Annotated in this window: 17 protein-coding genes; 11 read left to right on the top strand and 6 right to left on the bottom strand. The window is 42.0% G+C overall.

Annotated elements, in window-relative coordinates; all coding sequences use genetic code 11:
* Nucleotides 1-72 precede the first annotated feature (72 nt).
* From C0V70_RS03400 to C0V70_RS03420, 5 genes are all read left to right on the top strand, one after another.
* Nucleotides 73-933, top strand: a complete 861-nt coding sequence (locus C0V70_RS03400) for a pseudouridine synthase (RefSeq protein WP_102242464.1) — start codon at nucleotides 73-75, stop codon at nucleotides 931-933.
* Nucleotides 934-1,032: 99 nt separating this feature from the next.
* Entirely contained in the window at nucleotides 1,033-1,971 is a 939-nt protein-coding gene (locus tag C0V70_RS03405; RefSeq protein ID WP_102242465.1) for a WYL domain-containing protein, read from the top strand.
* Nucleotides 1,972-2,048: 77 nt separating this feature from the next.
* Entirely contained in the window at nucleotides 2,049-3,200 is a 1,152-nt protein-coding gene (locus tag C0V70_RS03410) for a patatin-like phospholipase family protein (protein ID WP_102242466.1), read from the top strand.
* A gap of 23 nt (nucleotides 3,201-3,223) precedes the next feature.
* Nucleotides 3,224-3,802 (top strand): inner membrane-spanning protein YciB, encoded by a 579-nt coding sequence (locus C0V70_RS03415; protein ID WP_102242467.1) that lies wholly within the window; start codon nucleotides 3,224-3,226, stop codon nucleotides 3,800-3,802.
* A 99-nt stretch (nucleotides 3,803-3,901) separates the two neighbouring features.
* The gene (locus tag C0V70_RS03420; protein WP_158649547.1) at nucleotides 3,902-4,390 is read left to right on the top strand and encodes a hypothetical protein; all 489 of its coding nucleotides are present in this window, start codon (nucleotides 3,902-3,904) and stop codon (nucleotides 4,388-4,390) included.
* Here the strand turns inward: C0V70_RS03420 and C0V70_RS03425 are convergent.
* Nucleotides 4,387-4,974, bottom strand: a complete 588-nt coding sequence (locus C0V70_RS03425; RefSeq protein ID WP_102242469.1) for an alpha-ketoglutarate-dependent dioxygenase AlkB family protein — start codon at nucleotides 4,972-4,974, stop codon at nucleotides 4,387-4,389. The two genes, C0V70_RS03420 and C0V70_RS03425, sit on opposite strands and share 4 nt — an antisense overlap.
* A 2-nt stretch (nucleotides 4,975-4,976) precedes the next feature.
* A complete protein-coding gene (locus C0V70_RS03430) occupies nucleotides 4,977-6,068 on the bottom strand; it encodes a chorismate mutase (RefSeq protein WP_102242470.1) in 1,092 nt (363 codons plus the stop codon).
* A 103-nt stretch (nucleotides 6,069-6,171) separates the two neighbouring features.
* Between C0V70_RS03430 and C0V70_RS03435 the strand changes: the two genes are divergently transcribed.
* The gene (locus C0V70_RS03435) at nucleotides 6,172-6,834 is read left to right on the top strand and encodes an O-methyltransferase (RefSeq protein WP_102242471.1); all 663 of its coding nucleotides are present in this window, start codon (nucleotides 6,172-6,174) and stop codon (nucleotides 6,832-6,834) included.
* Between the two features lie 36 nt (nucleotides 6,835-6,870).
* Here the strand turns inward: C0V70_RS03435 and C0V70_RS03440 are convergent, their stop codons facing one another.
* Complete coding sequence (locus C0V70_RS03440) at nucleotides 6,871-7,575, bottom strand: hypothetical protein (RefSeq protein WP_102242472.1); 705 nt, start codon at nucleotides 7,573-7,575, stop codon at nucleotides 6,871-6,873.
* A gap of 88 nt (nucleotides 7,576-7,663) precedes the next feature.
* Here C0V70_RS03440 and C0V70_RS03445 point away from each other — a divergent pair, with 88 nt between their 5' ends.
* The 5 genes from C0V70_RS03445 (at nucleotide 7,664) to C0V70_RS03465 (ending at nucleotide 12,427) form a co-directional block, all read left to right on the top strand.
* Complete coding sequence (locus C0V70_RS03445) at nucleotides 7,664-8,518, top strand: LysR family transcriptional regulator (RefSeq protein ID WP_102242473.1); 855 nt, start codon at nucleotides 7,664-7,666, stop codon at nucleotides 8,516-8,518.
* 11 nt (nucleotides 8,519-8,529) lie between these two features.
* Nucleotides 8,530-9,258: a class I SAM-dependent methyltransferase gene (locus C0V70_RS03450; protein ID WP_102242474.1), complete on the top strand. Its 729-nt coding sequence runs from the start codon at nucleotides 8,530-8,532 to the stop codon at nucleotides 9,256-9,258.
* Nucleotides 9,259-9,335: 77 nt separating this feature from the next.
* On the top strand, nucleotides 9,336-11,228 hold the full coding sequence (locus tag C0V70_RS03455; protein ID WP_208107779.1) for a potassium transporter Kup: 1,893 nt from the start codon (nucleotides 9,336-9,338) through the stop codon (nucleotides 11,226-11,228).
* 21 nt (nucleotides 11,229-11,249) lie between these two features.
* Nucleotides 11,250-11,726 carry a hypothetical protein gene (locus C0V70_RS03460; protein ID WP_102242475.1) on the top strand — a complete coding sequence of 159 codons (477 nt, stop codon included), beginning with the start codon at nucleotides 11,250-11,252 and terminating at the stop codon, nucleotides 11,724-11,726.
* Complete coding sequence (locus C0V70_RS03465) at nucleotides 11,726-12,427, top strand: Type 1 glutamine amidotransferase-like domain-containing protein (RefSeq protein ID WP_102242476.1); 702 nt, start codon at nucleotides 11,726-11,728, stop codon at nucleotides 12,425-12,427. The genes C0V70_RS03460 and C0V70_RS03465 overlap by 1 nt, the downstream gene beginning before the upstream one ends.
* A gap of 1 nt (nucleotide 12,428) precedes the next feature.
* Here C0V70_RS03465 and C0V70_RS03470 read toward each other — a convergent pair whose 3' ends face one another.
* The 3 genes from C0V70_RS03470 to pip are packed head-to-tail and all read right to left on the bottom strand — an operon-like array spanning nucleotide 12,429 to nucleotide 14,701.
* On the bottom strand, nucleotides 12,429-12,938 hold the full coding sequence (locus C0V70_RS03470) for a hypothetical protein (RefSeq protein WP_102242477.1): 510 nt from the start codon (nucleotides 12,936-12,938) through the stop codon (nucleotides 12,429-12,431).
* 9 nt (nucleotides 12,939-12,947) lie between these two features.
* Nucleotides 12,948-13,742 (bottom strand): GNAT family N-acetyltransferase, encoded by a 795-nt coding sequence (locus C0V70_RS03475; RefSeq protein ID WP_102242478.1) that lies wholly within the window; start codon nucleotides 13,740-13,742, stop codon nucleotides 12,948-12,950.
* Between the two features lie 17 nt (nucleotides 13,743-13,759).
* A complete protein-coding gene (gene pip, locus C0V70_RS03480) occupies nucleotides 13,760-14,701 on the bottom strand; it encodes a prolyl aminopeptidase (protein WP_102242479.1) in 942 nt (313 codons plus the stop codon).
* Nucleotides 14,702-14,705 lie beyond the last annotated feature (4 nt).

Below are 14,705 nucleotides of genomic sequence, written 5' to 3' on the forward strand. Positions count from 1 at the left end.
TTAAACCTTTTGTCAGTAGGACTTTTGGTTTTAGTTACTAAAAAGCCTAGCTTATGCTAGGCTTTCTAGTTTATGGAACCAAAAACTACTGATTATTGTCTTCTTCAATCAATCGACTCAGTCGAAGACTTTCTTAAATCTACGTTCCACGCAAGTTCCAATAAATTAAAAAAACATTTTAAGAAGCCTTTTCTTGCAAGAAGCTTCAAAGAAAAAGCCACACTTTCTCTGCCACTTAATTTTATTAATGATGGCGAGATCAATCCGCACTATGAAGGTGAAGAGATCAGGATCATTGCTGAAGATGAAAACTTTTTTGTCTTTAATAAAAATCCTAATCAATTTGTTCACCCGCTGACCTATGATGAAAGTGACAATTGTTTGTCGTTTATCAGAACCAAAAGACCTGAACTCTTGAGTGTTAACCGTACTCAGTATGACCGAGGACTGTTGTATCGCCTAGATTACGAAACTTCAGGTGTGATGATTTATGTAAAGAGCGATGAGCTTTATAAAAAGCTGCGTGAGAGTTTTTCAACTATTGCCAAGGCCAAGATCTACTGGTGCTGGGTGGAAGGCGAAATGAAGCTCTCAGGAAGCTTTAAGCATTCATTCTCTTCAGGCGAGGAAAAAGGAAAGCGGGTGTTAGTGGCCGAGGCAGGAGTTCATTCGCAGGAAGGTGAACTTGCTCTAAAGGCCCTTCGTTATGAAAAGAGTTTAAACCGTACATTGGTGGAGGTGACGTTGAAAACTGGCCTTCGCCACCAGATTCGCGCCCAGCTGGCCTATCTAGGATACCCCTTGGTCGGCGATAAATTTTATGGAGGAAAAGAGGCCAAGAGGCTTTATCTCCATGCCCAGACCTACCGCCTGGAGGTGGATGGAAAGGATTATTCATACGACTCAACCCCCTTAAATTTCGACGGTTTTTAAAAGACCAACGTTTTTGATCAAGAAAAAGTTTAAGCCCTAAAATGGAGTAGCCGACAAGATTGGTATGATTTCTTAAACCCCTATTTTTTAGGAAGATCGATGTCGGACCAGCAGATTATTTTAGAGAACAGTTTCTGGAAGTTTTTAGTGTCGCTTGAAGAGCTCAAAGAGAAAAAAGAACTTGTGTTGTTTTGCTCTTCGCTTGCCATTGATGAAGACACTCTTACGACGTATTGCGAATTTTTAGCGCGCTTTAAAGTCGCCGCTTTCAGAGATGCAGAGTACATCTATCCGCTTAAAGAACAATGTAGAATTAAAATGGAATTTACGTTGGCCGAATGGCTGGCCCTTCAGGCGGTGGTGCCGAAGGACTCCCAGGCAACGGCTTATTTCCAGCAGATTGTGCAGGATAAAATGAAAATGGCCCAACTGGCCCATGCTCAATTTTCACTTTATAAAGCTCCGAAAGGAACTCCTGTTGAGTTCACTTCCTTTGAAATGTTAAAAAAGAAAATTGATTACGATATTATCTGTCGCAAATCCATGAAAGTTAAATTTTTTACAGAAAAAGAATGCGACGTTTTTCCACATAGGCAGGTTTATCTCGACGGAGTCCTGTGTGTGGTGGGAGAAAATATCTCCGATAAAACACTGGTGTACTTCGGACTTGAAGACATCAAGGATGTTGAAAATCTGGACCTCATGTATGAACCGAATTTGAGTCAGATTGAAGTTAATGAATTTATCGGACACCTAAGATTAATTAATGGCAAAGAAGAAAGACTGGTTCTAAAAATTTATAGCCAGGATCAATCGGATCTTCTTCCTGAGCACCATTTTCTTGGCAACCCATTTGTCACCTCCAGCACTGAAGGGGACATGATTTGGGCCGCCACGCTTGAAATGTGTGATGATGTTTTTCATTGGTTATACAAAATGAGAGACAGAATTGAAGTCCTGGACCCTGGGCATATCAGAAAAGAGTTTTCTCATTACTGCGAACTTAAAAAAGAAAGCAGCAATAAGAAAGCGTCATAACGCCATAACACAATGACCCTCGACAGAAGCGTTTAAAGGCGAAAGACTAGATTTAGTCTCATTGGTCGAGGGTTCACATGTCTCATCCAAAATTCGGATTGGTTTTAAGCGGTGGGGGCGCAAGAGCAGCCTATCAGGCCGGCGTACTCAAAGGCATCACTGAAATTGTCGGCGACAAAATGGGTGATGATCCTTTTCAAATAATCACCGGTATTTCTGCCGGCGCTATCAATGCAGCTTATCTCGCTTCAGCAAAAAATAATTTTAATGAACAGGTTCAAAGTCTTATCCGGATTTGGGAAGAACTCACCCCTGAGAATGTTTTAAGAACCGACATTGCCTCATTGGGAAAACTCAGTGCCGGCTGGATAAAAGACTTAAGCTTTGGCGGGATGTTTGGAAGATCTGAGTCCACTCATTTGCTCGATTCAACACCACTGCGCGATCTTTTAGAAGAGAGCATCGACTTTGATCAAATTGAAAAAAATATTATCAACAACAAACTTCATGGTGTCGCCGTTTCGACGACGAGCTATGCAACAGGCACGAGCGTGACATTTTTTGATTCTCCGTCAGTCAAAGCTTATGCGCGAAGTGCACGCATTGGTTTAAAGGGACCTTTGCGTTTAGAGCATGTTCTTGCTTCATCGGCGATTCCTTTCATTTTTCGTCCGGTAAGAATAAAAAATAGTTTTTACGGAGATGGAGGAATCAGGTCCAACGCCCCTTTGAGCCCGGCGATTCACCTGGGCGCGGATAAACTTCTGGCGATTGGAGTGAGGTATTTTAGAGAAGAGATGGAAGTCAAAGAACTCAATCAGCAAGTAGAGATGAACAATATTGTCCTTGCTGATATCGTGGGAGTTTTATTTAACTCTCTTTTTCTTGATGCTATCGAATTTGATTATGAAAGACTTCAGCGTATTAATAAAACAGTTTCTCTTCTTAGCGAAGATGCTCTTGCTTCTCACCCCGGGCAGCTAAAAAAGATCCCGACATTACTTATTCAACCTTCTGTTGATTTGGGTGAACTGGCCGGAGATCAGTTTCATCGTTTTCCAAAAATGCTTCGTTATCTCTTAAGCGGTATTGGTGCGACAGAGGCCCGTGGAGCAGATCTTTTAAGCTATATCGCCTTTGATAAGGCCTACACTCAAAAACTAGTGGAAATCGGCCATAAAGATGCTCATAACAGAGCAGAAGAGATCAGAGAGTTCTTCCAATTATAGCGAATTCGCATTATTCTTGGTGAATGGAACAGCAGTCTAAAAAGAAGTCTAATAACTTTTTCCTTATTTCATTTCTTCCGGCCATCTTATATTGGTACCTGGAAACGAAGTATCCGGTAAAAATCGCCTTAATGGGTGGTATTGCTCTTTCTATTGGTGAAATTCTTTTTGAAAAGATCTTCACCGGACATATTCATCAGCTTTCACGATTTAACTTTTTCTTAGTCGTTTTCCTCGGCGGTTTTTCACTGATGGAAGAAAACGGAATCTGGTTTAAACTTCAACCGACCTTTTCTCTTTGGGCCGTGGCCGTTTACATGTGGGTAAAACTTAGAAAAGGCTCGGGCTTTTTTAAAGAGATGATGATGGAGATGAGGCCTGATGGGAAAATGCCACCGGATCATATTATCCTGTCGATGGAAAGAAACATGGTCATCCTGTTTTTCTGTTATGGGCTTTTAATGGGTGTCCTAGCTCTGTGGTTTCCAACTTCACTTTGGGCCTTCTTTAAAACGGCGGGGCTCTTTATCGTCATGGGGATTTTCATGGTGATTCAGACCATTCTAAACCGTCGAAATATGAGAAATCCACCTCAGGAATAACTGTCGAAAGTTTTGACAGGGCCGTTCTTTTTTCACTTGTTAACTGCGATTTTTCTGAGATGGATTAAGATAATCCAGATGAAAACTTTTTATAGGACATTGCTGACATCCATCTTGTCACTCACGCTCTTGATGAGTGGAGCGATCGCTTCTGAGCGAGTGGAAAATGTCTTACTTGAAGACAGTTTGCTGGTGCTGACCAAACTTGAAACTAAGTATAATACAGTAAAAAAGCAACGCTCAGATCTTGGAAATATTGAAACCAATTTACGTCGCACTAAAAAGGGACAAAGCATTTATCTAAAATTTGAGAGTATTGCAGGCTCACTGATTGTGATTGGAATTATTATTGGAAGTTATAAGGCCTATTTCCCTCCGGGATTCAGGGCCATGGCCGGTGCGTATGTCACGGTAACGGGAATTAGTCATGGGCTCATTAAACTGAGTGCAAACGATGTGCAAAAGCTGTTAGTAGATATCGTCAAACTCAACAATGTTCTCGATAAAAGCGAAGAGTCAATCGAACTACAGGCCGAGTATCATTGTGCCCTAATTGAAGGCAATTATTATCACACATTTTGTCGTTAATAGATCATTCTAAATGTCAGGTTAACTCTGGGCCCAATAATTTTTTTGGTCTTGGAAATTTTATGTTGCCAGAAATGCTGGAGTTCATCTTTCATGACAACTAAACTTCCATCCGTGATAGGGATGATGACGGTTTTTTTCTCCAAGTCGAATTTATGCTTTAATTGAAAAGACCTGGTTTCACCAAAACTTAAAGAGGCGATTGTTGGATTAGGCCCCAGCTCTTTTTCATCGTCAGAGTGATAAGACATGTGATCGTTTCCATCGCGGTAGTAGTTCACCAGGACTGAATTAAAGCGCACATTCAAATCATTCTCTAGCTGAGTTTTAAGTTTTAAAAGAACAGGAGTCCAGGGCAAAGCCTGCATGTGGATGTTAGAATAGCTGTATTTTACTCCCGGATCGCCATACCAGGCGGTGAGGCGAGGTTGAGGAAACGTTTTTCCATAAAGAGTGATGGAGTCGTTTCTCCATTTAATGCCTTCGATGACGTCGTCGATTTTAATATCAGAATACTGCTCGAAATACTGGAGAGTTCCGTCTTCAGTAATGATGTCGATAAAGCCTTTAGGCAGAAAGTTCATGACTACTTGTTGTTCTTTTCAAAAAGGTCTGTCTGGATTTGAACTGATTGCTCGTGGATAGAATCGAAGATTTCTTTAATGAAGTCAGGAGAAAGCCCCATCTTTTCAGCTGAGACTAAACGGTCTTTCATCAGTTCTTCAAAACGCCCTTTTTGTAGAGCTGTGATGTTTTGGTTGATTTTTGCAGTCGCGATTTTTTCCACCACTTGCTGTCTTAGTTTCAGCGTGTGGATAAGTTCATTATCCAGGCGGTCGATTTGTTCGCGCAGGTCATTTAACTCTTCAGTATAGTTTTTATCCTGAGAGTATTCTCTCTTTAGTGCAAGAGATGAGATGATGTTTAAAAGTTTTTCTGGAGTCACTTGTTGAGAAGCATCTGACCACGCTTTCTCCGGATCTGGGTGAGTCTCGATGATTAGACCATTCATATCCAGGTCCATCGCTTTTTGGCAGACTTTCTGAACCAGGTCTCTTTTTCCAGTAATGTGAGAAGGATCGCAAAGAAGAGGAAGCTCCGGGAACTTTACTTTCAGTTCCATCGGGATTCTCCAAAGAGGATCATTTCTAAATTCTAATTTTTCAGCGACAGAAAACCCGCGGTGAATAGCAACGAGTTTTGAAATCCCTGCTTGATTCATTCTTTCTAAAGCGCCAATCCATAATTGTAGATCAGCGTTGATTGGGTTTTTTACCATGACAGGAATGTCTACACCCTTAAGAGCGTCGGCAATTTCCTGAACAGAAAATGGGTTGGCCGTCGTGCGAGCACCAATCCATAAAATATCAATTCCTGCTTTTAAACACAGTTCAACGTGTTTTGCAGTCGCCACTTCAGTTGTTGTTAAAAGACCAGTTTCCTTTTTTACTTTTGCCAGCCATGGAAGGGCAAGCTCTCCCAGACCTTCAAAGTTATTTGGACGCGTTCTCGGCTTCCAGATTCCTGCGCGGAAAACTTTTACTGCAGGGATTTCTTTTAATGCATGAGCTGTTCTTAGCACCTGCTCTTCAGATTCAGCAGAACACGGGCCAGCAATAACCAGCGGTGTACCTGGAGCGGGAAGAGGGAGCCATTCATTAAGTGCGTCGATATTCATATATGTCCTTGGGCTGTACCTTACTCCCTTTTTAGGCTAATGTTAAGGGGGCCTGTAATAAGGTTTTTTCTTCTCAAAACGCGGCTAAACCTAAGGAATTTATATGCAAATCACCGATAAAAAAATTGAGGAATACTGTATCTCTAAAAGTAACATTCCGGGAACGGACTGCCTGAAGATCGAAGACTATACAAGGGCAAACGTCCATGGGGCAGGGATGTTGATTGGAAAGATGGAAGCGTCTTTCATTGGTTTTCTTCTGCGTTCAATTAAAGCAAAACGAGTTCTGGAGCTAGGGACTTTCACTGGGTACTCGGCGCTGACGATGGCCGAAAATATGCCGGAAGGATCTGAAATTATCACTGTCGATGTTAACCAGGAAACAGTGAATCTTGCTAAGGACTTTTGGGGAAAATCAGCTCACGGACACAAGATTAAAAGTATTCTTGGACCTGGATTGGAAGTTATCCCGACGTTAACTGGAAAGTTTGATTTTGTTTTCATCGATGCAGACAAAAGAAACTATATTGATTACCTGAAATTGACTGTGCCTATGCTTTCAGAGCATGGAATGATTGTTATCGACAACGTTTTATGGGGCGGACAAGTTCTTCCGGGAAGTGAGTCGACAGGCAGTGACCTGCGCGACCGCAACACTGAGTTCATCCGCGCGGTGAATGACTATATCGCTGGGAATCCTGATCTTTATGGGACATTGATGCCGATTAGAGATGGGATGTTTCTGGTGCAAAAGAAAACTCATTAAAATAAAAAAAGGCCCGTTTGAAGCGGGCCTTTTTTATTACATTACATCGTCTTTAAAATAGGTTTTTTCGGCAGTCACTTTAAGTTTTTTTGTCACAGTATCACAATGTCTACGACGGCATGGGACTTCATAAAACAATTCAATACTTGATTCCTCTTTGTCATTTAAAAGCTCTTCACTAATAACTGGTGAATAAGTATTCATCGCATAATTTGTTAAGTTGACCGTCGCAAGATCACTGGCATTCACAGAGGCCTTGAGAATGTGATCGACTTGTAGTCCGCCGTTTAAAAGGTGCACTTCATATAAGTCAGAAGGTGTTCCAAACAAAAGATAATGATTGGCCTGAGCATTAGGCTTAATAAGCGTGCGTTGGTAGAGAACTTTCACATTGTCCAAAGTGACATTCTCCATAACCACAACACCTTCTTTTTCAAAGTGACCGGCATAAACGTCGCCAACCAGCGCGTGAGGCTTAAGTAAAAAAGCTTCCAGGTCAAAAGGTGCCGGAACGAAAGTTAAAAACTGGCCTTCAGTCATGTGTGAAAGAAGCTTTGTTTTAAGTTCTGCCGATAGAGAGTATTCTAAAACCACCTGCTTGTTGTGGATTTTGTGATACATCGGCAGGTGATACGCCATGAGCTTCTCCTGGCCAAAGAGCACCATTCCGTGTGTCGCTTCAACTGCGTAAGTGTGAAAAGATAGCAAGCAAAGAAAAAGAAAAGATATTAGTACTTTCATTGTTAACCCCCCTTTTGAAAGTAGAGGCAATTTAGCTTTTCATCATTCATTTGATAAATTCATAATAATGATTTATATATGAATATAAATGAGTTTACTTCATCCTAACTTAATCGCATTCATGGCCGTCGTTGAGCGAAAGACTGTTCAAGACGCCGCTAAAAAAATCGGGCTTACCCAAACTGGTGTGACCCAGAGAATCCGAGCCCTGGAAAAAGAGCTGCTGACCACACTTTTTATCCGTTCGCGCTCAGGAATGAAGCTTACGGTTGAGGGAGAGTCCTTACACCGCTACTGCCAGAGTGCTGTGGAGCTGGAAGGGCAATTAGTTTTTGAATCGACTCAGCAGGAGATTGCTCTGACTATCAGCGGGCCTTCGAGCTTGATGCGCTCCCGCGTGATCCCCAATGTTTCGGGCCTGTTGAAAAAATATCCTTTTCTACGTGTGCAATTTGACCTGATGGACCAGCAGTCTGCGGTCCATAAATTAAAAAATGGGACATCCCAAATTGTTTTGGTGCGCAGCCCGAACGTGGCCCTAGAAATGGATTCGCGGATTTTAAGACCTGAGCGCTATATTTTGGTGGGGCCCATGGCCTGGAAAAAGCGCTCGATTAAGGACATTCTTCAAAACGAAACCATTATTGATTTTGACCAAAATGATACGTATACCTTTGATTTCCTAGAGAAATATAGGCTTCAGGACCAGATTCAAAGTTCGCGTCACTACGTCAATAACACCGACGCCCTGGCCTCGATGATTGCCGATGGAGCAGGCTATAGTGTGTTGGCCCAAGAGTTGGCAAGTGAGCTGATTAATCGTAAACTCCTCGTCGATTTACAGCCTGGAAAATTCCTGGATTTAACTGATATTTGCCTTGCGTGGTATCCGCGTCCGGAAATGCCAGCGTACTTCAAAGACATACTCAACGTTTTAAAATAAAGGCCCTGCTCATGAGTGACACTGAAACTAAAAAACCGATAGCTTTAGAAGCTTACGAAAAACTTGCGGAAGCTTTTTCTGAAATTGCTCCGGCCAAAGCAGAAAACGCTTACATCGAACAACCTGCGATGAGAAAAGCAGTAGGGGATGTGCGCGGAAAAAAAATTTTCGAAGCAGGTTGCGGCCCGGGAATTTTAGCAGAGTACTTAGTGCATGAAGGGGCAAAGGTTGTGGGTTTTGATGTAAGCCCTAAAATGATTGACCTGGCAAAAAAACGCGTGCCTGATAATGCAACTTTCTTTGTTGCCGATATGGCCAAGCCTCTGCCTATTGAACAGGATGGACAGTTCGATATGGTCGTGGCGAGTCTGTCAATTGATTATATCGAAGACTGGAGCGTGCCTCTAAGCGAATTTTATCGACTGCTAAAACCAAAAGGAAAATTTGTTTTCACAATCCAACACCCAATTGGGTCTTGGAATTGGTACAAACCAACATCCGCTTTTGGGGTTCAGTATGTAGAAGCCTCGTGGAAGGGTTTTACTGAAGAGCCTGTGATTATGCCGGATTACTACCGTTCTTTTGAAGAAGTGATTAATCCTTTAATTAAGGCCGGGTTTAAAATCCTTAAGGTTGAAGACCTAAAGCCGATAGATGCCCTTCGCACACTAGATCCTTACAAGTTTGGAAAATATTCCAAACTGGCTACATTTATGTGCATTATTGTTGAAAAGGAATAGCGACATTTCATACCAGATTTTATAAAATGGGCTTTAATTCATTATTTTAGGATTCGGTATTTTTCTGGGAGTGGCCCGTGTCAGCTAGGCAGGACGAAAAAAATCTTTCTACGCGCTATAAGTATTTAATGGCGCTCTCAGCATTAGGTGTTGTGTACGGAGATATTGGAACAAGTCCACTCTACGCACTTAAAGAATCATTTCACCACGGCCACAATATTGGCATCACTCACGATAACATCTTCGGAATTCTTTCACTGATTTTCTGGTCATTGATTATCGTTATCTCTATTAAGTATCTTCGTTACGTTTTAAAAGCAGATAATAAAGGGGAGGGAGGAATCCTTGCTCTGACTGCACTGGTAACTCCAAGAACAGATAAGCATGCAACAAAAAGAAAGAACCTGATTCGTTTAGGTCTTTTTGGAACGGCCCTGCTTTACGGTGACGGGATGATCACACCTTCGATCTCAGTTCTTTCTGCGGTAGAAGGGCTTGAACTTATCACGCCGGTTTTTTCTCCATACATTATTCCCATTACCATCGCGATTCTTATTGGTCTTTTCTCTGTTCAGAAGTACGGAACAGATGCCGTGGGAAAAATCTTTGGGCCGTTAACACTGTTTTGGTTTTTAACTCTTGGAGGGTTAGGGATTTTTAACATTATTAAAGAACCATCGGTTCTTATGGCGATGAACCCTTATTACGCGTTTCATTTTTTCATGGAAAATCAGTGGAACGGTTTTTTGGTTTTAGGTTCGGTCTTCCTGGTTGTTACCGGAGGAGAAGCGCTTTATTCAGACTTGGGTCACTTTGGAAGACAGCCGATTCAACGTGCGTGGTTTGCCGTTGTTCTTCCGTGTCTGGTTTTAAACTATTTTGGACAAGGTGCTCTTTTAACTCACAATCCACTTGCTGCTAAAAACCCGTTTTTCTTGATGGCACCAAGCTGGATGTTAACTCCGTTAGTAATCCTGGCAACACTTTCAACGGTTATTGCTTCTCAGGCCTTAATCACCGGGGTTTTCTCGATTACTATGCAAGCGGTGCAGTTGGGGTATATTCCACGCGTTCTTATTGAGCACACTTCAGAAAAAGAATTCGGACAAATTTACGTTAAGAGTATGAACCGCATGTTGATGATAGCGTGTATTCTTCTGGTCTTCTTCTTTAAGACTTCAAGTAACCTTGCCGCTGCTTACGGTATTGCCGTCACCACCACGATGGGGGTAACGACCATCCTGTTTTATCTAGTCGCTAGACAAAAATGGAGATGGAGTAGATGGAAAGCAGGACTTATCTGTGGTTTCTTCTTGATCATCGACCTTTCATTCTGGGGTGCCAACCTGCTTAAAGTTGTCGACGGCGGATGGGTTCCATTAGCGGTTGGGGTTTTCATCTTCGTCATGATGACGACATGGAAAAAAGGAAGAAAACTTCTTGCCCAAAGAATTAGAGATGAAGTTATCCCTCTAAGCCTTTTCTTAGATAAGATCGATACTCAAAGACCTTATAGAAATCCGGGAATTGCTATCTATATGGCAAGCGGATTAAAAGACACGCCGTACGCTTTGATTCAAAGTTACGAGCATTATAAATCAATTCACGAACACCTGATTTTCCTTTCAGTGGTTACAGAAGAAATCCCACAAGTTCCTCAATCAAGACGTGTGGAAGTTAACAGTATCGGACACGGCTGTTATACGGTCTTCGTTCACTATGGATATATGGAAAGACCAAACATTCCTAAAGAGCTTGATGGTCTTCAGATTGGAAACATTCTCCTGAATCCAAATGAAGCGACTTACTTCATTGGAAAAGAAAGGCTGTTTGCTACGGAAAAACCTGGTATGGCCATCTGGCGTGAGAAGCTTTTTGCTTTTCAAACGGCCAATGCTCAGGATGCGACAACATTCTTCCAGCTGCCTAGAAAGCGCGTAATGGAAGTCGGAGTTCAGGTCGAACTCTAAAAGATATTAAGGAGAATCCCTGTGAAAAAATCTCTTCTGTTTATCATGCTTGGGGCCCTGGTTTCATGCGCTTCTGTCGATAGCATTCATAAAAACGCAAACTGTGTTGTCTGGAAAGATCAGCAGTATTGGGGTCCTTATTCAATTGAAGTCGTAGAAAATAAAATCTTCTGGAATGGAAACTGCAAAGGTTATAATTCTGGCTGTAAAGAGCTAAGCCTGAAAGTGGATGAAAATAAAAATCTTCTTTCGGATGAAGCGGTTATCGGAACGATTGCTAACAACGAACTAAAGCTAGCTGAAAAGCATGCTCTGGCGACAATGATTAACTACAACGTGATGTCAGCAAATATGGAAGGAAAGCAGTTGAAAACTCAAACTGCTGCTACTGAACCATTTGTTGATTCATACAAGTTCAACGATAAATGCTCAGCAGAGTCGGCGCTTCTTGGTGGCGTGGCCCTTGATGCCATTTATTTCCTGCAAATTAACAAATAATGAAAACGAGAAAAATTCTCGCTATGGGTGGTGGAGGATTTTCAATGGAGCCGGGCAACCTGCTTCTTGATCAATTCTTCTTTTCGTTGGCAGAAAAACAAAAACCGAACGTTTGCTTCATTGGCACGGCCAGTGGCGATGCCCAAGGTTATGTTGATCGCTTCTATGATTACATGAAAGATCATGATGTCACACCTTCACATCTTTCATTGTTTAAAGCTCCCGTCGGTTCTCTTCGCGATTACGTTCTTTCTAAAGATGTTATTTATGTCGGAGGAGGCAACACTCGAAACTTAATGACTCTTTGGAAAGAGTGGGGACTGGATAAGATTCTTTGGGAAGCTTATAACAACGGTGTGGTTCTTGGAGGGCTTTCGGCCGGAGGTCTTTGTTGGTTTGAAGAAGGTGTGACCGATTCAATTCCTGGAAGCCTGACTAAACTTTCATGTATGAACATACTTAAAGGCTCATTCTGTCCGCACTTTGATGGAGAAGCAGAAAGACGTCCCGCTTATCACAACTTGATTTTAAATGGTCTTAAAAGTGGTTATGCCTGTGATGACAGTGCTGCCGTTTATTTTGAGAATGAAGTTTTTGTGGAGTCGGTGTCTTCGGTGGCAAGTGCTTCGTCATACTATGTGAAAAGTGACGGTGGAAAAGTTCTGGAAGAGAAAATCCCCACTCGTTATTTAGGCAACTAATCTATAAAGCAAAATCGTAACTTATTTCAATGTCGCTTTCTACTCCCTTAACTTTAATCGTTTTAAGGGCGCACGTAGCATCTCCACAAGAAAGATTATACTGACCATTTTCAAATTTAATGCTCTTCCATTTTGTTCTATCCAGCGCTTCATTAAGAATGTTGATTTCTGTTTTATCTACTGCCGGAATAGCTCTTAATTCTCTAAGCGCTTGAATGAAAATGCGTTCAGGTTTTTTTGCATTTAGTTTGCGAGGACGGATAAGAAAAGAAAAAGCGTAATGGGCACAGCCGCCTTTTTTATAGGTGATCACTGTTCCTTTAGGTGTTGTGATTGTTTGAGTGAGGATTTTATTTTTTTGATCTTTATTAACGGGAGTGATGTTTTGATAAAGCTTCGGGTTTTGATCGAAGATACTTTTAGCATCGGCAAAGTTGTAAGTGCAGTGATCTTCGGCAGCATAAAGCGCAAGAGACAGCGACAAGAACAGTAAGATTAGTAAGTACTTCATCGGATTCCCTCAGTTTGATTGACACCAATATAGACTATAAGAGTTTTCTTTAGGTGCAAATCCTACAGACTCATAAATTCTGGCCGCATGGTAATCCGGGTCTGCTTCCATGCAAAGGGTTTTAACTCCCCAGTGCTCCAGAGCGTATTTACCACTTTCATAGACTAGGGTTCCACATGCCCCCATTCCTCTGTAATCCTGATGAGTGACGACACTTTGATAGCGGGCCAGGTCACCTTCAAAGTAAATACCCAAATCAGCAATCAGAAGATCTCCTTTAAAAGCCCCAAAGCGTCCACCGCGGTTATCTTTAATGAGCTTTTGATAAGATTCATCCTGGTTGCGTTTGAATTCTTTAAAGTCTTCATAAGAGTGTTTTGGGTCGCGGGTGATTGTTTGTAGCTCCAGCGCCTGATCCCAGTCTGATGCGGAAGTGAGAAGCCTGATAGTGAGGTCATTGTTGTAATGCTTGGGAGCAATAACTGAAGTCGCTTGAAGCGAAACTGATTTTTCCAGCGAGAAGCCGTAACTTAAATACTCCACGCTCTCTGGTTCCGCATTCTGATCCCAGGCAAAAACATAATGCTTGAAAGTTTTATAGTGAGAGAATTCGCGCTGGAAAATATTCATCCAGTTAACGATGTCGCCATCGACCGGAGCTTTTTTAAAGATGAGGTAATTCCCCCAATGGAAAGTGGGGTTACTTAATGTTTTGACCACGATGTAGCTTTCGCGCTCAATGATCTCACTTTCATTTCTGGCAAAGATCATATTTGTTCGAAGTGAAAGTGAGTTGAGTTTCATTGTGTACCTTGTGTTTATTACGCCCACATATCTGTGTATTCGATAAGTTTTGACGTGATTCCTTTTTCAGAAAGCGAGTGACCAGCATCACCAATAATGTGCAGTTCGGCTTCAGGGAAAGCGCGATGAAGCGCCCAGGCACTGTCGGCCGGGCATACGACATCGTAGCGCCCTTGGACGATAACCGTTTTGATCTTTCTGATTTTATCGACGTTATTTAAAAGGAAATTGTCTTCAGTGAAAAAACCTTTATTCGTGAAGTAGTGGCATTCGATGCGAGCAAAAGCATCGGCAAATTCATCTTCACCAAAACGAGAAGCTGCTTCAGCATCGTACATAAGTTTTGATGTTGAGCCTTCCCAAACTGACCAGGCATGAGCAGCTGATTTTCTCACTGCTGCATCCGGAGATGTTAAGCGTTTATAGTAAGCTGTAACGAAATCGTGGCGTTCATTTTCAGGAATAGGCTTAACGTATTCTTCCCAAAGATCAGGAAAGATTTTCGAGCACCCTTCCTGGTAAAACCAGTCGATCTCTTTTTTTCTAAGCAGGAAGATTCCACGCAGGAAGAGCTCCGAGCATTTTTCCGGGTGAGTGATCGAGTAAGAAAGAGCGAGAGTTGATCCCCATGAACCACCGAAGACGGCCCACTTGGAAATATTTAAGTGAGTTCTTAGTTTTTCAATGTCGGATACTAAATCCCAAGTGGTGTTGTCCTTTAGCTCAGCAAAAGGAGTGCTTTTTCCACAACCTCTTTGATCAAATAAAACGATTCTCCATTTTTTTGGATCGAAGTAACGACGGTAATTAGCAATCAGTCCGCCACCTGGGCCTCCGTGAAGAAAAACCACAGGTTTTCCATTTGGGTTTCCTGCTTCTTCAAAATAAAGAGTATGGAGATCAGAAACTTTTAAAAAGCCTGTGTTATAGGGTTCAATTTCTGGATACATTTCTTTCATGATA

It is taken from the genome of Bacteriovorax stolpii (assembly GCF_002872415.1).
Lineage (GTDB): Bacteria > Bdellovibrionota > Bacteriovoracia > Bacteriovoracales > Bacteriovoracaceae > Bacteriovorax > Bacteriovorax stolpii.